We start from the raw sequence: 19,826 nt of genomic DNA, 5'->3' as shown, positions 1-19,826 counted from the left end.
GACACCGATCGGTACCCCCGATAAGGGCCGATCGCGCAGCCGCCCGGAGGACCAATTCCGGCCCCGCATCTGCAACGCCCGGGCATCTGGACCGGAGCCGGGACCCTGGTCCTTCAGGGGCCGGCCGCCAGGCCGGCGAGGCCGGCGCGGGCGCGGGACTGCTCGGCGAGGTCGCCCACCTCGACGGCCGCGTCGAGCGCGTCCCGGTAGAGACGCCGCGCCCGGCCGGCCTCGCCGAGCGCCAGTGCGGCCGTGGCCAGGCCGTTGAGGGCCTTGGCCTCGCCGCGCCGGTAGCCGAAGCGGCGGTACAGCTCCAGGGCGTCGCCGTGGTGCGCGCCCGACTCGCCCGGCCGGCCGAGCCGCAGGCAGGCGATGCCGAGGTGGTGCAGGGCGTCGGCCTCGCCGCCCCGGCTGCCGATGGCGCGGAAGATCTCCAGCGCCTCGCGGTGCAGGGCGTCCGCCTCGGCGAAGCGGCCCTGCCGTTCCTGGGCGACGCCGAGGTAGTCCGTGGTCACCGCCTCGCCGAAGTGGTCGCCGAGCTCGCGGAACAGCTCCAGCCCCCGGCGCAGCGCGGCGAGCGCGCCCTCGTGGTCGCCGGTCGCGGCCCGTACGTCGCCCAGGCCGGTCAGCGCCCGCGCCTGGCCGCGGCGGTCGTCGGCGGCCCGGCAGGCGGTCAGGGCCCGGTCGAAGTGCTCCGCCGCGAGCCGGTGGTCGCCCTGCAGGTGGTGCACCCAGCCGAGGTCGGTCAGCGCCCGGCCCTCACCGGCGGGGTCCGCCAGCCGCCGGGCCGCCTCCAGCGCCCTGCCGTACAGGGTGCGGGCGTCGTCGTGCAGCGCGTGGTCGTACAGGTAGCGGTAGAGGGTCGTGGCCAGCGCGCCCGTGTGGGCCGGCCAGTCGGTGTCGCAGGCGTGCGCGGCGGTCCGTACGAGATTGCCGCGTTCGGCGTCGAGCCAGGCGAGCGCTTCGGCGGCGTCGCGGAAGCGCGCCGCCGGGCGGCCGGTCCTCGGCCGCCGGTGCGCGCTGTCGGGATAGAGCAGGTCCATGGCGGCTGAGGCGGTGCACAGGTGGTGGTCGAGCAGCCGGGTCATGGCGGCGTGGCGTTCGGCGGGCGGTTCCTCGGCGGCGGTGTCGTGGGCGTACTGGCGCAGCAGGTCGTGGAAGCGGTAGCGGCCCGGCTCGTGCTGCTGGAGCATGTGCGTGTCCAGCAGCGACTCCAGCGTGTCCTCGGCGTCGGCGACGTCGAGCCCGGCCAGCGCGGCGGCGGCGGGCGGGGTGACGTCGCGGCCGGGGTGGAGGCCGAGCAGGCGGAACAGGTGGCGCTCGGTGTCGTCGAGCTGCTGGTAGGACAGGGCGAACGCGGCCGCCACGCCGCGCTCGGCGGTGGCCAGCTCCGACAGCCTGCGCCGTTCGTCGCGCAGGCGCTGGGCCAGGTAGGCGACGCTCCAGCGGGGCCGGTGCCGCAGCCGCGCCCCGGCGATCCGTACGGCGAGCGGCAGGAACCCGCACAGCAGCAGGACCTCGGCCACCGCGTCCGGCTCCCGTACGGCGCGCTCGCCCACGATCCGGGTGAACAGGTCGGTGGCGTCGGCGGCCGGCAGCACCTCCATGGGCAGGGACCGGACGCCGTCGAGATCGGTCAGCCGGCGCCGGCTGGTGATGAGGACGAGGCTGCCGGAGGGGCCGGGGAGCAGCGGGCGTACGTGCGCGGAGTCGGCGGCGTTGTCCAGGACGACGAGGACGCGGCGGCCGGCCAGCTCGGCCCGCCACAGCGCGGCGCGCTCCTCCAGGTGGGCGGGGACGGCCTCGGCGCGGACGCCGAGCTGGCGCAGCAGGGCCTCCAGCGCCTCGGACGTGCTCACCTGCTGCCTGCCCGCCGTGTGCGCGTGGAGGTCGACGAAGAGCCGGCCGTCGGGGTAGTGGTCGGCCAGCTGGTGGGCGGCGCGCACGGCGAGGGCGGTCTTGCCGATGCCGGCCATGCCGTCGATCGCGGTGATCGACGGCATGGGGCCGTCCCCGGCGATCAGCTGGGTCAGCTCGGCGGTGCGGCCGGCGAAGTCGGCGACGTCGTAGGGCAGGTACGTCGCGCTCTTCCCCTTCGGGCTCTCGTCAGCCCGTACGTCAGGGCCCTGGAGCACGGTCTCTTCCACGGACAGGAACGCGGGCCCCGGGTCGAGGCCCTGCTCATGGGCCAGCCGGGACCGGTAGGCGCGTCCGGCGGCCAGCGCGTCGGCCTGCCGTCCGGCGCGGTGCAGGGCCAGCATGAGCTGCCCGGTCAGCCGCTCGCGCAGCGGGTGGGCGGCCAGCTCCGCGCCGAGCCGGTCGATCAGGTCCTCGTGGCGTCCCTCGGCGAGCTCCAGGTCGGCCAGCCGTTCCACGGCGGTCAGCCGCCGGTCCTCCAGCCGCGCGCGGGCGTCCGGCGCGTACTCCGCCTGCACGTCGGCGAACGCGGGCCCGCGCCACAGCTCCAGCGCCGAGCGCAGCCGCCCGGCGGTGTGCCGTGGATCGTCCTCGGCCGTGGCCGTGAGCGTGGTGAAGTCCTCCAGGTCGAGCTGGCCGGGCCGGGTGGTGAGCACGTATCCGGCCACGCTCGTCCGGAGCTGGTCGGCCACGCCCGCCGCGCGCAGGACGCGCCGGATCGCCGCGAGCGCGGCGTGCACCTGGGCACGCGCGGTGTCCGGCGGCGCCGGCCCCCACACCGCGTCGATCAGCCGTTCCACGCTCTGGGCGCGTCCCGCGTGGAGCAGCAGGTGGCCGAGGAAGGCACGGTGCCGGGGGGCGAGGGCGGGCAGCGGCCGGTCGCCTGCCGAGACCTCCACGGGACCCAGGATCAGGAAACGCGCAGACACCCCAGGATCGTACAAGTCACGGCATATCGGCGCTCCATAGCTCGCGCATAGCCGGCGCATCAAAGCCCTTGCCGAGACTCGTCAGCGGAAAGCGGCAACCAACTCTGCTGAGGAGTCACTCATGGAAGCACGGATGAAGAACCCCGCCCTGGTGCTGCCGGGCGCGATGCAGGCGCTGCTCGCGCTCGGCAAGGCGGCCGACCAGGCCGGGCTGCCGAAGGTCACGGTCGACCTGGTGCTGCTGCGGGCCAGCCAGATCAACGGGTGCAGCGTGTGCGTGGACATGCACGCCAAGGACCTGCGCAAGCAGGGCGAGAGCGACGAGCGGCTGTTCGCCGTGGCCGCCTGGCGCGAGACGCCGTACTTCACCGACGCCGAGCGCGCCGCGCTCGCCCTGACCGAGGAGGCCACCCGGCTGCCCGACGGCGGCCTGGTCAGCGACGCGGTGTGGGACGAGGCCGCGGACCACTACTCCGAGCAGGAGCTGGCCGGACTGCTGCTGCAGATCGCCACCGTCAACCTGTGGAACCGCCTCAACGCCGCCACCCGTCAGATCGCGGGCGCGGCATGGTGAGCGTCGCCCTCGTCACCGGGGCCACCCGGGGCATCGGCCTGGCGACCGCCCGGCTGCTGACCGAACGCGGCGTCACCGCGATCGTCGGCGCGCGCGACGAGGCCGCCGCCGAGCGGCTCGGCCTGCCGTACGTGCGCCTGGACGTCACGGACCCGGCCGGCGTCCGCGCCGCCGCCGAGCGGATCGAGCGGGAGTACGGCGGGCTCGACATCCTCGTCAACAACGCCGGGATCGTCCTGCCCGACGGGCCGCCGAGCCAGGCCACGGCCGAGCAGGCCCGGCTCATCTACGAGACGAACGTGTTCGGCGTCATCGAGGTCACGAACGCGATGCTGCCGATGCTGCGCCGCTCCCCTGCGGGGCGCGTGGTGAACGTCTCCAGCGAACGCGGCTCGATCACCCGCGCCCTGGACCGTCGGCACCCGCTGTGGCCGATGCTCAACGTGACCTACTGCTCGGCCAAGGCCGCGCTCAACATGATCACCGTGTCCTACGCCAAGGAGCTGCTGGACACCCCCGTCAAGGTCAACGCGGTCGACCCGGGCTGGGTGAAGACCGACATCAACCACGGCGCCGGGATCAAGACGCCCGAGGAGGGCGCCGCGCCGATCGTGGCCATGGCGCTGCTCGGCCCGGACGGCCCCACCGCCGCCTTCGTCCAGGACGAAGGCCCCATCCCCTTCTGAAGGAGTACATGCATGCGTGACATCGTGCGAGGCCAGGTGTTCCTGCCTGGCGACGACGGGTTCGACCGGGCCGCCGCGCCCTGGGCGATCGGGGTGCGCCAGCCGGTGGTCGCGGTCGCCGAGGTGGCCGACGCCGCCGACGTGGTGGCGCTCGTCCGCTACGCCCGCCAGGCCGGGCTGACCGTCACCGCCCAGCCGTCCGGTCACGGCGCCTCCGGTGACGTCGACGGGACGATCCTGGTGCGCACCGCCCGCCTGGACGAGATCACCGTCGACCCGGCCGGGCGGGTGGTCCGGGCCGGGGCGGGCGCGCGGTGGGGGCAGGTGCTGGCCGCCACCGGCAAGCACGGCCTCACCGGGCCGGCGGGCAGCAGCCCGGTGGTGTCCGTCGCCGGATTCGTCGCCGGCGGGGGCGTCTCCTGGTTCGGCCGCGCGTACGGCTGGGCCGCAGACTCCGTGCGCGCGTTCGAGATCGTCGACGCCGGGGGCGAACAGGTGCGGGTCACGGCGGACTCCGACGCCGACCTGTTCTGGGCGCTGCGCGGCGGTGGCGGCGACTACGGCATCATCACCGCCGTCGAGCTGGACCTGTACGAGGTGCCCGGCCTGTACGGCGGGCGCGTCGTGTGGCCGGCGGAGCGCACCGGCGAGGTGTTCGAGGCGTTCCGGGCCATCACGGCCGACGCGCCGCGCGAGCTGTCGCTGTGGCTCAACCGGATGGCCCCGCCGCCCCCCGCCCCGGCGACGGTCGGCATCGACGTGACCTTCCTCGGCGGGGCGGCCGAGGCGGAGGACCTGCTGGCCCCGCTGGCGGCGATCGGCGGCAGCCTGTCGGACAGCCGCGGCCCGATGGACGTCGCCGACCTGGGCGCCATCGCCGCCGAGCCGGTCGACCCCAGCCCGATGCTGGCCCGCACCGAACTGCTGACGGGGCTGCCCGTGGACGTCCTCGCGGACGCCGACCTCGCGCCGCTGCTGAACCTGCAGATCCGGCACCTGGGAGGCGCCCTGACCGAGGCGCGCCCGGACGGCGGCCCCGGCGGCGCGCTCGGCGAGCCGTACCTGCTCTACCTGCTCGGACTCCGGCTGCCGCACCTGGCCGAGGCCGTGCAGGCCAAGCAGGCCGCGCTGGTGGCCCAGCTGGGCGAGGCGGTCAGCGGGCGCAAGCCGTACACCTTCCTCGCCCCCGGCGAGAGCGCCGCCCAGGCCTTCCCCGCCGAGGTGCGGGCACGCCTGGAGCGGATCAAGCGCGAGCGCGACCCGGGCGGCGTCATCCGCGCCAACTTCCCGATCACGAGCTGAGCCCGTACCCGCCTGCGACGAAGGGCTCCGGATCCACCCCGGAGCCCTTCCTGCCGTCGGGTATGTCGCGGTGCTTCGGGTGTCGCTCGGTAGTGAACTGTGCGCCTCAGCTTCACCAAGATCCCGGGATTCGGCTACATTCATGACAATGGCCATGTTCACCTGCGCCACGTGCGGTACGGCTGTGACGTTGGACCTGGAGGAGGTCGGCTACCCCGCTGATCTCCAGCCCGGTCGTGAGCTCGGCCTGGCTGACGAGAAGCCGCAGCTGATCCCGCGAGGCAGGTTCGCGGTCAATCCGCGGCCGGTCGGATGGAAGCCGTACATCGCGATCGCGGGGCACGGCCGCGAGTTCGTGTCCGACGGGCCAGGCAGGTCGGTCGTGGTGAACGCGGCGGACATCATCGCGTTGACTCCCTCTCCGGATCCCCCCGCGGGCGGATGCTGCGGCTGGGGGCCGGACGACGGGCCCAACCTGGCGTGCGAGGCATGCGGCAGAGAGCTCGCCACCGAGGTGAACGACTGCGGTATGCGCTGGTGGTGGGTCACGCTCTTCCTCGACGGCGTGCTCGGCGCTCCTCCCTCACCCTCTGCGCGAACCCCGCCTGCTGCTCAGCGGAGGCATGACAAGAGGCGACGGCTGCGGTGACCCAGGACGGGATCGCTCCCGGGACCGGCCTAAGGGTCGTGATCCTCGCGCCAGAGCTCCCGTGCCGTCCTTGCCGTAGCTGCCGATCTTGAAGCCTTCTGCGTACAGGTCGCCGGTACGCTCCTGCGTCCCGGCGAACATCCAGAAGCCGCCGATCTTCCACGGGTCGGGGCGCCGGCGCTCACCGACGTGCCGTCCTTGAAGACCAGCGCGACGCGGGCGGTCTTGGTGCCGGTGATGCCGAACCAGTGTTCCTTGTGCTCCCACAGCGCCTCTTACGGTCTGGCGTCGCTGCCCGCCGGGCTTCGCACCGCACGATCACGCGTTGCGGGATCACTGGAAGGACAAGGGCGGCGTACGTGGCCGCCCAGGAGCGGAGAAGGTCTACCGCCAGCAGGTTCGCCCCGTGGTGCGGATAGGGCCGCGCTCATTGACCGTGTCTTCCCAGCCTCGATGAGCAGTCGCAGGTCACTCGGAAGATCAAAAGGCCGGTTCCAAGACTGGAACCGGCCTCTGAGCTGGTGGGCGATACTGGGATCGAACCAGTGACCTCTTCGGTGTGAAGCAGACATGCGGATCATCTGACTTGGTGTTTTGGCTGCTCAGTCCCATATGCGCGTGCACTGCTGTGCATGATCGACCTCTGCGAAGCACCTTCGATGTCACTCAGTTTGTCACCTGCTCCCGCGATGGGACTCGAACCAGGATCATGTGGTATCGATCAGTCCCCACGGATCGCAACAGCATGTCGGCCCGGCCGATCCAGTCCAACCCTGTTCAGGTTGGTTCACCTGGGGTGGCTCCCCTCCGGAGTCCCAGTTAATCACGCCCATGGGCCAGCGTGTCCACTGATCGTTTCGTGTGAAGTAATGACGACAGACATAGGACCCGGCGTTTACCCAGGTCAAGCGGTTGATGGCGTGCATACTTATGTGCTGGTGGGCGCGCGGTAGCACGATGGGTGTCACTCAGTTTGTCACTGACCGTTTGGATCGGAAGGATGGAGCCCACCAGGCGTCAGGCTTGTCACTGCTCGGAGGTCAACATCAACGGTTGGGCCATAGCTCTACTTGCATACCTTGTGGCAGCAATTGTTTCGCTTTATCCAGCCGTTCGACTTCTATTCAAGATGGTTAACCTAAATCCAGGTGGACCATCTTTCGATACTGCCAGTCATTTCAGCGATGCGGGCAGGGAGCGACTAAACCAGAACTTTCAGCGCATCCAGGGAACGCTGATGTTCTGGAAAACACAAGCCGAACGATATAAGCGGTTCCACATGTAGTCGCTTACGTGGATTGGAATATCAACCATCAGTTTGCCGATACTGGCACAAGCTATTACCGCCGACCCTTGGTCCAAAAATCTCATGACCGTCGTTGCGGCACACGCAGCTCTAACCCTCGGACTAAGCCGATCATTCCGCGTAGAAGCACACTATAAAGCCTTCCGGAATGGCGAATCAGATTTCTATGACCTTTATCGCCGCATGCTAGATCGACCGGAGGTATTTGGGGCGACAGAGGAGGAACAAATCAAGAAGTATCTAGAGCAGGTAGAGAAGGTACGTCGCCTAGTCAGAGCTGCCGAAACGGACAACCTGCCCTCCATAGAAGAGGTGGCACAGGTTGGCCCTTCTCCAGAGGGAAGGCATAGGTAATTAATTGCCTTCTACAGGACTCATCTGGCCTGTAGGCCGAGTTTTGTTCTAGGCGCTTCGCTGACCTTGGGTTGCTTCGCGATCTCGGCTCTGAGCTGGGGAAGTACCTCTCAACAGTTGTCAGCAGCTTCCGGCGCTTCTTGGGCTGTGGCGGAACAGAGACGCAACAAGACCCTCTACCGAAGAGATCGGTCAGTGTTGGCCTGCACTCTCATCAGGCTCCCGCGACCACTCACTTGCAAGAGTAGCCATTCGATCATTGGACGTGGCGTTTTCGCTGCTTAGGTCTACATTCGGCGTGCATCCCTGTGCGTGGTCGCGCTGCAGTGAGCGTCCCTGATGTCACTCAGTTTGTCACTCACTCTCTTGATTTCCTGCTTGTCTTGATCCCACCGCTCGATCATGGCGACCACTAAGTCGATGGCTCGTCGTTTTTGATCAGCTCTTTGAAACGCGGACTTTCAAGAAGACGAACATCTTCCTTCGTGAGTTTCTTAGAGACGCCTTCTTTATAATCAGAATCTTTGATGTGCGCTTTAGGCGTATGCCTCAAGAAGGACTTGAAGTGTGCCTGCGCTTTATCGATTGGCCATGGGCGTGATGGCACAGGATAGTTTTTCGGTGCACCTTTTGGCGGGCCGATCCCCAACTCTTTCCGATACGCTGCTACAAACTCAAGCTCCTGGTCTTCACCCAACCTATTCGCAAGAAAATACGGGAGGCCGTACATTTCGCTATCGTCTGCCAGGAAGATCTTAAGTGCAGTTGCTGCATCACCTCGCAGAGCAACCATCTGCTCGGCGCTTTTGATTATTTCTATGCTGTGCGCCATTCGACGAACCTCTTGCAAACATGACGTAAAGTCATGCATGGGAGAGTCCGGGAAATTGGCTATAACCTCAGGCTTTACTATTTTCCCTGCTCGTGCTAATAAGCCTATATCGTGGAGCTTTTCCTGATACGCATAAACATCGCGATGCAGTTGAAGGAATTTATCGTAGAGAGCTTTTCGTTCATCCAGAAATTTGGCGTTCCGTTCTTTCGCGTACTTGATTTTTTCGATGATGCCGTCGTAAAGAATTTTGATTAGAATTCCTGCCATAGCAGAACCGGCAGCAATAAGGCTCGTTGCGAGGCTTATGTTCATGATCTCTCCAGGGTGTGGAGCAATGGGCTGCATGCATAGTAGGCCAGACACACGTGGTCGCTTGGGCGATTCATCGGCAAAGCTCACCCAGACCGTCCATCCCGTCCGCCGTCGACCCACCGCGGAGCGGCAGCGGGCCGGCGACGGAGGTGCAAGCCCGGCTTGACGTGTCCCTGCGCCTGGGCGCCTTCCACGGTCATGCGACGCCCAACGGTCACGGCCGGGCTTGCGGCGGAGAAGGCGGTCTGCTGGGCTTGCCTGGGGTCGATGGCAGACGGGATGGACTTCCACCCCAGCAAACCCACTACCGGCAGGTGCGTGCGACGCCATCCCGGAGCTGGAGCGCCCCCGCCGGAGGCAGGCAGTAAGGCGAGCACCGTGGCTACCTTCGCTTGCGCTGACCAGCTCGGCCCCGTGAGCGGAACCCTGCGCCTCCTCAAAGCGGCCCTGTCCTCGTCCGCGCCAGCCGACCGGCGTTTTGCGGGTCGGGCATGGAGCTCAAGTGGAGTGCCCGGCCCGCGTCGCGTCGGCGGCGCGTGCGGCCCGGTCAGGGCCGCTTTAAGTTTGAGAAGAAAGTTTGCACACGGGGATTCATCGGCTGAAGCCGAGGCTTACCGTCTCTACGACTGACCACCGGTACGTACGGCCTTCACGGCGCAGTCGGACAAGCTCAACCTTGGAGACTCCGATTTCGACTGTGGGTAGTTCTCGCAATGGTGCAACGGCTTCGATAAGTGGTTCGGCTTCCACCTCATCATTGCAATAGGCGATCCCGACATGGGGCCGAAACTCCTGGTCCCGCTGAGCTCCTCGAACGGACTCAACGGCCGCGAGCAGCTGCTCACGAAGGGCAACCACAGTTCTCCAAGGATCAACACTGAACCGAACGGCACCGGGTGAGCCCGAGATGGGGCCGATGGTCATGTTGAAGGGTTGGAGGCTTGCACATGATGAACGTGCAACGTCGGCTATAGCGCTCAGATCATCTCTGGAAATCTGGTCGACCCATCCGAGCTTGGGCAAGGTCAGATGGAGAGCATCCAACGGCACGGGGTCAAGGAACCGATGTGGCAGGCGACGCTGGCAGTATTCCGTGACCTCCCGAAGCTTCGGGGAGTCAAGGCACAGATACCAGTAGTACGCCTCACGACCTGCTGTCCAGCGCGGGTTCTCCCAGTGGTTCTTCATGATGCTGAGGGAGCTGAACCGTCGCCAGTCCTCATCCTGAGGAGACAGTTCACGTGTCTCGGTCATCGCTGTTCCGCCGCGCGCAACGTCTCGGCCACTTCGCGAACCTCGGGCAAGGAGGCCCACGGCTTCGCAGCTGTGAGGAGCTCACGGCTGCGGGTGAGGACGGAGGTGATGGGTCGGTCTGCTGAGATGGTCAGCGCTTCGACAGTGAGAAGTGCCGCTCGCTCGGGCTCCGGCCTGTGCGCTGCGAGCAGCGCGGCTGCGATGTCGAGACGTAGCAACGATTGGCTCCAGCACGATTCGGACGCTTCGAGACAGGCATCACGTGGTCAGCGTACTCCTGGACGCGATCAGGCTGTTGTAGTGAGACATAAGCCGTAACGGCGTTCGAAGCGGTACGAGCCTGGCTATAGATCCCAAAAGAGATGCAGGAGGACACTCCAGGAGGAGTGTCGTACTTCGCAGACAGATCGTAGGCTCGCCTGATGGCGTCATTCACCCCCCGCGCATCGCCGAGCTTTCCAAGAGCCCGAGCTTCGCCATTGCTCGCCAATCTGACTGCATGCGGACCTCCGCGTGCGTATCTCTGGCCATCGATGGCGAGGTCTGCCGCCTTTCGATAGTCGCCCGCGTAATACGCGCAGAAGCTCTGTGTGCCTCGAACCCAAGCTTGTGCATCGAGGTCCCCGATCAGATCGCTGAGCTGGAACGCTTCATCACAGTAGGCATCAGCAAGACGAAACTTGCCCAGGTTGACGGCCATATAGCCGAGCATCCCGGACAGCTTGGCTGCCTGAGTCAGCAGGCGGTCGCGCTGACGAGGAAGTGTCCGGCCGTCAAGAAGTCCACTGACCAGATGGCGCTGACGCAGCACCCTTGGTGCCAACACCGCCGGCCCCGCGCTCTCGTACTCTTCCACGAAGAGACCGATTAGATGGTCGACGTGATCTAAGGCTTCGGCACTAGTCTGCGTGTATGTGAGCGCCTGGATGCGTTCCGCGATATCGAGTGGCGATTCGAGCTCCGGAGATAGCAGTGTGCCAGAGGCGACATCTAGGGTGGCGCTGGACTGCCGAAACCCGAGCTGGCTCTCCGTTGCCCCGTAGAGAAGACAGAACAGCTCTCTGTATTCAGCATCAGGGGCCTTCTGCTCTCGCTCCCACTTAGACACCATTTGGCGATCTACGCCTACGCGGATCTTCTTGTGTGTCCACGCCAGTTCCGCGAGGCGATCAGCTACTTCCTGCTGAGTTAGCCCGTGCTCTCGGCGGTAGCGCTGCAAGGGTTCGCCGAAACCTGTGCGTTTCACCTGGCCACCTCCAGTGGAATGGACGGGACTACAAACGAGACTACATCTCAGTTTGAGAGACCACAGGCAGGACCTCTAAATTCGCAGCTTCCGACGCTTTCATGGAGTCACCAGGGAATTCGCATCACAGGGGTGCGGCCCTCGATTCGGAGGTGAGCTCTGTGAAGCTCTTCATCGACGTCACCGGCAAGTCGTTCATGGTGACGAAGGAAGCGGTCGAGAAGTCCGACCAGAACGGGCGTCAGAAGTCCGAGCGGGAGACCGGTCGACCGATGTGGGTCACGCAGGTCATGGCGCTGGACGAGACGGGCGGCGAGATGATCAACGTCACCACGGCCGGTGAAAGGCCCACGGTGAGCGTTGGTTCCCAGGTCGCCCTGTTCAAGCTGGAGGCACTGCCTTGGGCGACCAACGGTCGCAACGGCGTGGCCTTCCGCGCGGCTGACATCAAGCCCGCTGGCGTTCCGGCCAGCAAGTAGATCGCATCACTCAACAGCGTCACCGGCAGAGCGGCGCTACACGGTGAATGCATGCAGCAGGTTCACACCTGCGCCTACGGAACGATCAGTTCCAGCCCGATCGATCGCAACCACACGCAAAGGATCTGATCATGGCGCGCAATGCGAAGAACGTAAAAAGTGCGACATCCAAAGACGACCTGATCAAAAAGGTTGCCAGGAGTCAGAAAGTCGCCCCTTATGCAGTAGGGATCAAGGAAAACGGTGACATCACCGTTTCCTCCTACCACGGCGAAGAGACCGTCGTCGGTCGCTGGTGGAACACACCCACCGACGACTAACTGTCGATGAAGTAAAGCGGGGCCGCCAATCTGCCCAGATCCGGCCCCGCCGCACTCCGCCAATCCCTCGTCACGAGGAGGAGAGCATGTCCAAGCGTACCTTCGGGACGCACAACCACAACAGAGGCAGCATGAGCCGTCGCGGTAATTCCGTCACGGTCATTCAGGCCAACGTGCAGTACAGCTACCTGCGCACCGCGAAGATCACCTTCTATGTGGTCCTGGCGGTCGTCGGCATTTTCGCCGCCGTGATCTCCGCCTACTACCTGCCACCCCTCGCCGCCGTCCCGGTCGGCCTGGTGGCCGGCACTCTCATCGGCGGCCTGGCCGCGTCCGTCATCGCCATCTGGCCCGTGCTGCGTGCCATCTGGTGGTGGCTGCCTGAGATCACCCTGCTCGTGCTGCTGATCGGCGGCTGGGTGTACCTCCAAGGCCAGACCAACCCGCTCATCACCGGCGCTGCCTATGCCAGCGTCATCGCCGGATGCGGTCTCGTTCCCGTGTCGCGCCGCTACGCGGTCGCGCTGGTGTGGTGCCTCATCGTCCGGCACCGGCTACGTACCTGCTTCACCACCTTCCTCCCGGCCGACCGGCATGGCCACCTGCCGTTCATCGGCTTCGCCAAGCCCATCCCGGTCGGGGAACGCGTCTGGGTCTGGCTGCGTCCGGGCCTGTCTCTGGACCAGATCGAATCCCAGCTCGGCCGTATCGCCGTCGCCTGCTGGGCTGCCTCAGTCACCGTGACCAAGGCGCGCACGTCCAACTCCGCCGCCATCTACCTGGACATCAAACGCCGTGATGTCCTCGGCGGCCTGGTCGGCTCTCCGCTCACTGAGGAGCTTCCGACCGGCGTCCCGGCCGTCACCCGGCCGATGGCCACCGTTCCGGCTCAGCTCGATCTCGCTGACGTGCCGGACACCGACGACGCCGACCCTGCCGAGCGTCCGGCCCGAAAGGCCGGCCGACCCCAGGCCGTCACGGGCCCTGCGGCCAAGACGGCTACGAACGATCCCGACCTCGACTGGATCTGAGGCGTCGTCCGCTACCGGGAGATTTCTCGTTTCATTCCTCCCGGTAGCACCTCTTCACATCTCATCTGACACGTAAGAGGTGACGCTGCCATGCACCCGGCTGTTTCTGACCTTGCGGCCACGATTCCGGTAGCGCCGTCGATGTCCATGTTCGACCCGGTGTTCATCGGGATCGATGAATTCGGCAACCCGGCCTACCTCGACCTGGTGTATCACAACTTGCTGGACGCCGGAGAGCCCGGCGGCGGCAAGTCCGTACTGATTCAAAACCTCGTCGGGCACGCGTTCCTGTGCCACGACTTCACCCCCGTGCTGCTCGACCCCAAATGGGTGGAGCTGGGGATGTGGATGGAAGCCGCCGAAGCATCCGGCGGCGTCTTCGTCGGCCCCGACATCGACAAGGGCCTACGGGTCCTGCGCCGCCTGCAGAAGGTGATGGATCGCCGCTACTCCTGGCTGGTCGCCCATGGGCGCCGCAAGTTCCTGCCGGGCGACGCCATCAAAGTCATCGGCGTCTTCATCGATGAACTCGCCTACTACACCGCCACCACCGGCACTCCTGAGCAGCAGAAAGAGTTCATCGCGCTCGTCCGCGACCTGGTCGCACGAGGCCGCGCCTGCGCCATGCCGGTCATCGCCGCCACTCAGCGCCCGAGCGTGGACATCATCCCCACCTCGCTGCGCGACCTGTTCGGCTACCGAGCAGCCTTCCGCTGCACCACCCCCAACAGCTCCGACATCATCCTCGGCCACGGCTGGGCCTCTGCCGGATTCAACGCCCAGGCCATCAGCCCGCAAACCCCCGGCGTCTTCTACCTCATCGCCGAAGGCGGCATCCCGCATCTGGTCAAAGCCGCCTACCTCACAGACGGGCAAATCCATCAGCTCGTCGACTACGTCACCTGGACCCGCCGCAACGGCGACCAGGCCGCCGTACCTCTCGCCGCATGAACGGAGAACACCATGCACCACAACACGGCCCCGGCCCTGGAAGAGGTGCCCTGGCCCGACGAAGCCCCCAGCGACCTCAACGTGGAATCGCTGCCCCTGTGCTGCATCGAATGCAGCAACAGCAGCTTCACCGAAGTCACCATCACCACCGACCAGGGACACGAGAACGCCCTGGAATGCACCTGGTGCGGGGAGGTGTACCTCGATGCCCGCTGACACCAACCCTGGCGTGGCCTGGCTGGAAAGCCAGCAGATCATCGGTCACACCCGCTGGTACGACGAGCTCAGCCGCCCCTACACCTGGCGGCTGCCCATGTTCTGGCTCAAGAACGACCTCGGCAACAGCCCGGCAACGACCGCGATGACGGTGCCGGCCTCGGCCTACGACGACCCCGAGTGGAGGCCGCTGTGATCCACAAGGCATACCACCCCAACGGCAGCCCCGACCTGCGCAACTGGATCGCCCAGTGTGACAACCGCTGCCCCAACACGGTCTCCCTGCTGGAGGCTACCCCGGCCGGTTGGGTCATCGGCCACCGGGAGAACGGGCGCTGCTACTGCCCGTCCTGCGCCGAGACGCTGGCCATGTGCCTCATCTCCTGGGCGTTGGTCTGCCCGGTCTGCCAGTCCCCCTGGCTCATCTTCGGCACCGATAGCAACGGCATCGCTGACCTCGTCCTGTGTGACGGAGAGTGCCGCACCACGTATCTGATCACCGACGGCTGGCACTGCGCCTGCTGTGGCGACCCCATCGTCCTGCCTCACGGCACCGACTGAACACATGCGCGAGGGCCGGACCTCTCGCCAAAGACTTCCGGCCCCCGCTTTCAGCTCACTCCCGCTACCAAGCAAAGGAGCAGAACTGTCATGCACTCTATGCCCGCTGCGGCTGCGCGGATACCGCAGCTCGAACGGCTCAACGCCACCCCGGGCACCAGGGTCGTCTTCTACGACCCCACCGGCAGCCAGCACGGCCTGCACACCTATCCCTGGAAGTGGGCTCCCACGCACCTGAAGACCCGACGCCAGCTCACCGCGCTTGGCCTGCGTCCCGGCGGACAAACCCCCGTCGCTCAGATCCTGTGGCGCAAGGGTGGCCGGGTTGCCTACCTCTACGACGTCACTCGCGCGCTGCCCAAGCGCAAGCCCACCGGCAAGCAGTTGGCCGCTCTCGACAAGGCCACGCGTGCGCGTCTGGCCAAGCGGAGCGCCTCATGAGCCGCTCCATCGAAACCCCCGACTACGCCGCGTTCCTCAAGCGGATCATCCGCGCCTACAGCAAGCGCATCGCCGAAGGCGACATCGAAGCCCTCGCCGACCTCGCTGGTGTCGTCGCCGAACTCGACCACGCCATCGCCCAGGCCGTCACCGAGCTGCGCGCCAACTATGGCTACTCCTGGGCCGACATCGCCCGCCCGCTGGGCATCACGCGTCAGGCCGCTCAACAGCGCTGGGGCGGTGAGCACGAATGAGCGCCGGAACCGTCTACCTCCTGCACTTCGACCGGCCTTACAAGCACGCCCGTCACTACATCGGCTGGACTCCCGGCGACGTCAATCGCCGCCTGCGCCAGCACCGCAACGGCACCGGCGCCCACCTTATGAAGGTCATCACCACCGCAGGCATCGACTTCGTCCTCGCCCGCACCTGGACCGGCGGACGCAACCTCGAACGCTCCCTCAAGAATCGGGGCGGAGCCTCGCGCTCCTGTCCCCTGTGCGGCGTCACACCCCGCGTCACCGGCTGGAACCAGCCCGAACCCGAACGCATCGCAGCGGAGGCCATCACGCCGTACGCGATCCACCTGGTGCCGGCCATCTGCGCATGCGACCGCATCACCCACATCGCAGCCCCGTTGCTTGCCACCGCCTCGATTACTTGCACCGACTGCCACGAACCTGTCCTCCCGCAACGACGCGATGCCCAGGAGGAACACCATGTCCTCGCCCGGTAACCGAACCGAACGCATCGAATCCGTGGCCCAGCTCGTCATCCTGCTCCTCGTCGGCCTCATGGCCGGAGCAGCCTCCTTCACCCACGTCCACGACTGGACCATGGCCAACAGCCCCGGCGGCACCGGCGAATGGTTCGGCTGGGCCAACGCCGTCATCTCCGAACTCACCCCCACCGCCTCCGGCCTGGAGGTCCGCCGCCGCAAGCGCAACGGGCAATCGATCGTCTACCCGATGATCGTCCTCATCGCCTCCGCCGGTCTGTCCATCGCGGCCCAGATCGCCGTCGCCAAACCCCACCCCACCGGCTGGCTGATCGCCGCCGTCCCCGCTCTGGCCTTCCTGGCTCTTACCAAACTCGTGCTCTCACGCACCCCTACCGCCCAACCGGCGGCATCCGAGCCAGTCATCGTGCCGGAGCTTGGCTCAGAAATCACACCGGAAACCCTGCCTGAACCTGCGGACGCGCCCCTTGGCCACGAGCGCCAGGACCACGCGCACACCGACCGCACTGCCCAGGAGCGGCCCCCGGCCCTGCCGGTCTTGCACCTGCCCACCCCCGCCCTGGAAGGACAGCACTGACCCATGCAACTCCAGCTCGACACCGCTTCGGCGCTGGCTCTCACCCCCGGGACCACTTCTCCGGCCCCGGGCGTGGGGGCGAACACCGAACCTCCGCTGTCCAGCCCCTTCGCGCACGAAACCAGCCAGCACATCCGCACCGCACTGGAACGCGCCGCACGCCCCGACTACGCTTCCTGGCTTCACCATGTCGAATCAGCCGCGGCTTGCACCCAGCCCGTGCGGCTGCAGGGCAACCTGGCCACCGTCGACACCCGTACCGGCGAAATCCTTCACGCCCGGCACACCTTGACTCTGCCGGACGGCGTGATCTACAAGGCGTGTGGCAACCGCCGCCACACCGTCTGCCCGGCCTGCGCCACCACCTACCAGCACGACGCCTATCACCTTGTCCGGGCTGGGCTTGTCGGCGGCAAGAGCATTCCCGAGACGGTCCGGACCCATCCGGCCGTCTTCGCAACCCTCACCGCCCCTTCGTTTGGCCCCGTCCACACCCGCAACGTCCACCGCTGCACCTGCCGAGACAAAACCCGCTGCGCCTGCCGCCCGGCCCCCTGCCATGCTCGCCGCGACACACCCACCTGCCCGCACGGCAGGCCGCTGGTCTGCTGGCAACGCCACACCCTGAGTGATGAACAGCTCGGCCGGCCGTTGTGCGCCGACTGCTACGACCACAACCACCACGTCGTGTGGAACCACCACGCCGGAGAACTCTGGCGCCGCACCAAGCAACACGCCGAACGACACCTCAACCAGCTCGCCCGGCAACGCGGCCTGCCACGCGTCCGGCTATCCCACGGCAAAGCCGCCGAATACCAAGCACGCGGCGCAGTCCACTTTCACATCCTGCTCCGCCTCGACGGCATCGACCCCGGCCAGCCCGACACCATCACCTCGCCCCCAGACGGCATCACCACTGACGACATCATCGCCGCTGTAACCCTGGCCGCCACCACCATCGCCTACACCACCGATCCACACCCTGATCAGCCCGGCGGCTGGCGCATCGCCTGGGGCAGCCAGCACGAGATCCGGCCCATCACCCTGTCAGCCTCCGGTGACGCCCTCGACGACCAAGCCGTCGCCGCCTACCTGGCCAAGTACTCCACCAAAGGCACCGAAGCCACCGGCCACACCTCCCGCAGGCTCACCCCCGACACCATCGACCTGTACGCCAACCCCACCGGTACCCACCCCGAACGCCTCATCGCCGCCGCCTGGAACCTCGGCCACACCCCAGAATGGAGAGGGCTCCGCAGGTGGGCCCACATGCTCGGCTTCGGCGGACACTTCCTCACCAAAGCCCGCCGCTACTCGATCACCTTCGGCTCCATCCGCCAAGAACGAGCCGCCTACAGACGCGCACACGCCCTCAACACCACCCACCCAAGGGCAGAGGGACACCCCCAACCCGCGCCATTTCAGCGTCAAGCAACCCTTGACACCAAAACCGAGGAAACCACCCTCGTCATCGGATTCCTCACCTACGCAGGCACCGGCTGGCACACCACCGGTGACCAACTCCTCGCCAACACGGCAGCGGCCCAAGCCCGCGAACGCACCCGAGCAGGACACGAAGAACTCGCCCACCAACAGGCATGCAGTTCGTCCACACCGCTCGCCGCCTGACCAACCCTCAGACCGCGAACGGAGTACCACCATGCCCACGAACGGTAAGGTCGTCCGCTACCCGGGCCAAGCGCTCTACGACGTCGACGAAACCGTCATCGTCCTGCGCCTGTCCCGGCGCTACCTCTACCAAGAGATCCGCGCCGGACGCCTGCGCACCGTCAAAGCCGGACGCGCCCGACGCATCCCGGCCGCCGCCATCGCCGAGTACGTCCAGCTCCTGGAACAGGAATCGCAGGTCGCCTGATGCCCAAGCAACGCGCCCACGGCGACGGTGGCCTGTACTGGAGCGAATCCCGCCAACGATGGATCGCCGAAGTGACCATCGGTTACAGCCCCTCGGGGCGACGCATCACCCGCAAAGCCGCCGGTCGAACCAAGACCGAAGCCAAAGCCAGGCTCAAGGACATCATCCGAGACCTCGATGACGGGCTGAGTCTCGCCCCGGGCCAGGACACCGTTGCGGATGTCGTACGTAATTGGCTGGAGTTCGGTCTGTCCGGCCGTGCGGCCTCCACGATCATGACGAAGCGGACGCTTGCCGAGAAGCACATCGTTCCTGACCTCGGGGCCTGCAAGGTCCGCCAGCTCACCGCCGATGATGTCGATCGCTGGCTGGCACGCAAGGCCCGGCAGGTGAGCACTCGCACCTTGCAGGAGCTGCGTTCGATTCTCAAGAGATCGATCAACCGGGCTCAAGCACGCGACAAGGTCAAGCGGAACGTCGTGCTCTTGTGCGAGCTGCCCACGGGAAAGTCCGGACGTCCCTCCAAGGCACTGACCATGGAGCAGGCGGCAGCAGTGCTGGAGGCGAGCGAGACGGCCAAGCCTTGGCTCCGGGCCTACGTTCTCGTCTCCCTGCTCGTCGGACTTCGCACCGAGGAAGTTCGCGCCTTGCACTGGACGTACGTCGTAGCCCTCGACGAAGACGCCGGAACCTCGACGCCCATCAAGCACGCCGGTTGGGATCACGACGAGTTCGGCATCCATGTGTGGAGATCCGTCCGAGTGGGCGGGGACACCAAGACCGCCCGGTCACGCCGCACGCTGAAACTCCCGCAGCGTTGCGTCACCGCGTTGCGGGATCTTTGGGAGCACCAGGGCCGCCAACGCGAAAAGGCCGGCGACCGGTGGCAGGACAACGATCTCGTGTTCGCCACCCGGACAGGAACCGACCTCAGTGCCGCCAATGTCCGGCGAGAGGTTCGGCGCGTGATCGAGCGGGCGGGCCTGGCCGCCCAGGAGTGGACTCCGCGCGAACTGCGGCACAGCTTCGTCTCCCTGCTCTCCGCTGACGGTGTGCCCATCGAGCAGATCGCTCGGCTGATCGGTCACGCGGGAGGCTCGGCGGTGACGGAGAAGGTGTACCGCCAGCAGATCCGTCCCGTGATGCAGGAAGGGGCTGCGCTTATGGATCGCATCTTCCCTGCGGCGGAGGACCAGGCGCCCGAGGAGACGTAAGTCACTCAGTTTGTCACTCGGAAGATCAAAAAGGCCGGTTCCAAGACTGGAACCGGC

At 66.6% G+C, this 19,826-nt stretch carries 22 protein-coding genes; 18 read left to right on the top strand and 4 right to left on the bottom strand.

The window, feature by feature from the left end; all coding sequences use genetic code 11:
* Window positions 1-113: 113 nt before the first annotated feature.
* Window positions 114-2,846: an AfsR/SARP family transcriptional regulator gene (locus KME80_RS08075; RefSeq protein WP_219502090.1), complete on the bottom strand. Its 2,733-nt coding sequence runs from the start codon at window positions 2,844-2,846 to the stop codon at window positions 114-116.
* 121 nt (window positions 2,847-2,967) lie between these two features.
* Here KME80_RS08075 and KME80_RS08070 point away from each other — a divergent pair, with 121 nt between their 5' ends.
* The 4 genes from KME80_RS08070 (at window position 2,968) to KME80_RS08055 (ending at window position 6,057) form a co-directional block, all read left to right on the top strand.
* Window positions 2,968-3,420 (top strand): carboxymuconolactone decarboxylase family protein, encoded by a 453-nt coding sequence (locus KME80_RS08070; RefSeq protein WP_219502089.1) that lies wholly within the window; start codon window positions 2,968-2,970, stop codon window positions 3,418-3,420.
* Entirely contained in the window at window positions 3,414-4,106 is a 693-nt protein-coding gene (locus tag KME80_RS08065; protein ID WP_219502088.1) for an SDR family oxidoreductase, read from the top strand. The genes KME80_RS08070 and KME80_RS08065 overlap by 7 nt, the downstream gene beginning before the upstream one ends.
* 12 nt (window positions 4,107-4,118) lie before the next feature.
* Complete coding sequence (locus tag KME80_RS08060; RefSeq protein ID WP_219502087.1) at window positions 4,119-5,408, top strand: FAD-binding oxidoreductase; 1,290 nt, start codon at window positions 4,119-4,121, stop codon at window positions 5,406-5,408.
* A 184-nt stretch (window positions 5,409-5,592) separates the two neighbouring features.
* Entirely contained in the window at window positions 5,593-6,057 is a 465-nt protein-coding gene (locus KME80_RS08055) for a hypothetical protein (RefSeq protein ID WP_219502086.1), read from the top strand.
* Between the two features lie 2,072 nt (window positions 6,058-8,129).
* Here KME80_RS08055 and KME80_RS08050 read toward each other — a convergent pair.
* The 3 genes from KME80_RS08050 to KME80_RS08040 all read right to left on the bottom strand — a co-directional run bounded on the left by KME80_RS08050 (window position 8,130) and on the right by KME80_RS08040 (window position 11,364).
* On the bottom strand, window positions 8,130-8,864 hold the full coding sequence (locus tag KME80_RS08050; protein WP_219502085.1) for a hypothetical protein: 735 nt from the start codon (window positions 8,862-8,864) through the stop codon (window positions 8,130-8,132).
* A 591-nt stretch (window positions 8,865-9,455) separates the two neighbouring features.
* Window positions 9,456-10,118, bottom strand: coding sequence for a 2'-5' RNA ligase family protein (locus KME80_RS08045; RefSeq protein WP_219502084.1), 663 nt, complete (start codon window positions 10,116-10,118; stop codon window positions 9,456-9,458).
* A 130-nt stretch (window positions 10,119-10,248) separates the two neighbouring features.
* Window positions 10,249-11,364 (bottom strand): helix-turn-helix transcriptional regulator, encoded by a 1,116-nt coding sequence (locus KME80_RS08040; protein ID WP_219502083.1) that lies wholly within the window; start codon window positions 11,362-11,364, stop codon window positions 10,249-10,251.
* A gap of 161 nt (window positions 11,365-11,525) precedes the next feature.
* On the opposite strand from KME80_RS08040, the gene KME80_RS08035 reads away from it, so the two are divergent.
* The 14 genes from KME80_RS08035 to KME80_RS07970 all read left to right on the top strand — a co-directional run bounded on the left by KME80_RS08035 (window position 11,526) and on the right by KME80_RS07970 (window position 19,769).
* Window positions 11,526-11,843 (top strand): hypothetical protein, encoded by a 318-nt coding sequence (locus tag KME80_RS08035; RefSeq protein ID WP_219502082.1) that lies wholly within the window; start codon window positions 11,526-11,528, stop codon window positions 11,841-11,843.
* 131 nt (window positions 11,844-11,974) lie between these two features.
* Window positions 11,975-12,163 carry a hypothetical protein gene (locus KME80_RS08030; RefSeq protein WP_219502081.1) on the top strand — a complete coding sequence of 63 codons (189 nt, stop codon included), beginning with the start codon at window positions 11,975-11,977 and terminating at the stop codon, window positions 12,161-12,163.
* A complete protein-coding gene (locus KME80_RS08025) occupies window positions 12,139-13,194 on the top strand; it encodes an ABC transporter permease (RefSeq protein WP_219502080.1) in 1,056 nt (351 codons plus the stop codon). The genes KME80_RS08030 and KME80_RS08025 overlap by 25 nt, the downstream gene beginning before the upstream one ends.
* A gap of 90 nt (window positions 13,195-13,284) precedes the next feature.
* A complete protein-coding gene (locus KME80_RS08020; RefSeq protein WP_219502079.1) occupies window positions 13,285-14,145 on the top strand; it encodes an FtsK/SpoIIIE domain-containing protein in 861 nt (286 codons plus the stop codon).
* 12 nt (window positions 14,146-14,157) lie between these two features.
* A complete protein-coding gene (locus tag KME80_RS08015; RefSeq protein ID WP_219502078.1) occupies window positions 14,158-14,361 on the top strand; it encodes a hypothetical protein in 204 nt (67 codons plus the stop codon).
* Window positions 14,351-14,557, top strand: a complete 207-nt coding sequence (locus KME80_RS08010; protein WP_219502077.1) for a hypothetical protein — start codon at window positions 14,351-14,353, stop codon at window positions 14,555-14,557. The genes KME80_RS08015 and KME80_RS08010 overlap by 11 nt, the downstream gene beginning before the upstream one ends.
* Entirely contained in the window at window positions 14,554-14,922 is a 369-nt protein-coding gene (locus tag KME80_RS08005) for a hypothetical protein (protein ID WP_219502076.1), read from the top strand. Before KME80_RS08010 ends, KME80_RS08005 begins: the two co-directional genes overlap by 4 nt.
* A 99-nt stretch (window positions 14,923-15,021) precedes the next feature.
* The gene (locus KME80_RS08000; protein ID WP_219502075.1) at window positions 15,022-15,363 is read left to right on the top strand and encodes an RRQRL motif-containing zinc-binding protein; all 342 of its coding nucleotides are present in this window, start codon (window positions 15,022-15,024) and stop codon (window positions 15,361-15,363) included.
* The gene (locus KME80_RS07995; RefSeq protein WP_219502068.1) at window positions 15,360-15,617 is read left to right on the top strand and encodes a hypothetical protein; all 258 of its coding nucleotides are present in this window, start codon (window positions 15,360-15,362) and stop codon (window positions 15,615-15,617) included. Before KME80_RS08000 ends, KME80_RS07995 begins: the two co-directional genes overlap by 4 nt.
* Entirely contained in the window at window positions 15,614-16,099 is a 486-nt protein-coding gene (locus tag KME80_RS07990) for a GIY-YIG nuclease family protein (RefSeq protein ID WP_219502065.1), read from the top strand. The genes KME80_RS07995 and KME80_RS07990 overlap by 4 nt, the downstream gene beginning before the upstream one ends.
* Window positions 16,100-16,121: 22 nt before the next feature.
* A complete protein-coding gene (locus tag KME80_RS07985) occupies window positions 16,122-16,679 on the top strand; it encodes a hypothetical protein (RefSeq protein WP_219502063.1) in 558 nt (185 codons plus the stop codon).
* Between the two features lie 3 nt (window positions 16,680-16,682).
* The gene (locus KME80_RS07980) at window positions 16,683-18,308 is read left to right on the top strand and encodes a replication initiator (RefSeq protein ID WP_219502061.1); all 1,626 of its coding nucleotides are present in this window, start codon (window positions 16,683-16,685) and stop codon (window positions 18,306-18,308) included.
* 31 nt (window positions 18,309-18,339) lie between these two features.
* Complete coding sequence (locus tag KME80_RS07975; protein WP_219502060.1) at window positions 18,340-18,555, top strand: helix-turn-helix domain-containing protein; 216 nt, start codon at window positions 18,340-18,342, stop codon at window positions 18,553-18,555.
* Window positions 18,555-19,769 (top strand): site-specific integrase, encoded by a 1,215-nt coding sequence (locus KME80_RS07970; RefSeq protein ID WP_219502058.1) that lies wholly within the window; start codon window positions 18,555-18,557, stop codon window positions 19,767-19,769. Before KME80_RS07975 ends, KME80_RS07970 begins: the two co-directional genes overlap by 1 nt.
* Window positions 19,770-19,826: the final 57 nt, after the last annotated feature.

The sequence above is a fragment of the Nonomuraea ceibae genome, assembly GCF_019396325.1.
Lineage (GTDB): Bacteria > Actinomycetota > Actinomycetes > Streptosporangiales > Streptosporangiaceae > Nonomuraea > Nonomuraea ceibae.
The sequence above is the reverse complement of the archived record's forward strand: the minus strand, read 5'-3'. Positions and strand labels throughout refer to the sequence as shown.

What these genes read in the sequence shown, in the direction of transcription:
- KME80_RS08070 (WP_219502089.1), top strand. Translation starts at nt 2,968, where the DNA reads ATGGAAGCACGGATGAAGAACCCCGCCCTGGTGCTGCCGGGCGCGATG.
- KME80_RS08065 (WP_219502088.1), top strand. Translation starts at nt 3,414, where the DNA reads ATGGTGAGCGTCGCCCTCGTCACCGGGGCCACCCGGGGCATCGGCCTG.
- KME80_RS08060 (WP_219502087.1), top strand. Translation starts at nt 4,119, where the DNA reads ATGCGTGACATCGTGCGAGGCCAGGTGTTCCTGCCTGGCGACGACGGG.
- KME80_RS08050 (WP_219502085.1), bottom strand. Translation starts at nt 8,864, where the DNA reads ATGAACATAAGCCTCGCAACGAGCCTTATTGCTGCCGGTTCTGCTATG.
- KME80_RS08045 (WP_219502084.1), bottom strand. Translation starts at nt 10,118, where the DNA reads ATGACCGAGACACGTGAACTGTCTCCTCAGGATGAGGACTGGCGACGG.
- KME80_RS08030 (WP_219502081.1), top strand. Translation starts at nt 11,975, where the DNA reads ATGGCGCGCAATGCGAAGAACGTAAAAAGTGCGACATCCAAAGACGAC.
- KME80_RS08020 (WP_219502079.1), top strand. Translation starts at nt 13,285, where the DNA reads ATGCACCCGGCTGTTTCTGACCTTGCGGCCACGATTCCGGTAGCGCCG.
- KME80_RS08015 (WP_219502078.1), top strand. Translation starts at nt 14,158, where the DNA reads ATGCACCACAACACGGCCCCGGCCCTGGAAGAGGTGCCCTGGCCCGAC.
- KME80_RS08010 (WP_219502077.1), top strand. Translation starts at nt 14,351, where the DNA reads ATGCCCGCTGACACCAACCCTGGCGTGGCCTGGCTGGAAAGCCAGCAG.
- KME80_RS08000 (WP_219502075.1), top strand. Translation starts at nt 15,022, where the DNA reads ATGCCCGCTGCGGCTGCGCGGATACCGCAGCTCGAACGGCTCAACGCC.
- KME80_RS07995 (WP_219502068.1), top strand. Translation starts at nt 15,360, where the DNA reads ATGAGCCGCTCCATCGAAACCCCCGACTACGCCGCGTTCCTCAAGCGG.
- KME80_RS07990 (WP_219502065.1), top strand. Translation starts at nt 15,614, where the DNA reads ATGAGCGCCGGAACCGTCTACCTCCTGCACTTCGACCGGCCTTACAAG.
- KME80_RS07980 (WP_219502061.1), top strand. Translation starts at nt 16,683, where the DNA reads ATGCAACTCCAGCTCGACACCGCTTCGGCGCTGGCTCTCACCCCCGGG.
- KME80_RS07975 (WP_219502060.1), top strand. Translation starts at nt 18,340, where the DNA reads ATGCCCACGAACGGTAAGGTCGTCCGCTACCCGGGCCAAGCGCTCTAC.
- KME80_RS07970 (WP_219502058.1), top strand. Translation starts at nt 18,555, where the DNA reads ATGCCCAAGCAACGCGCCCACGGCGACGGTGGCCTGTACTGGAGCGAA.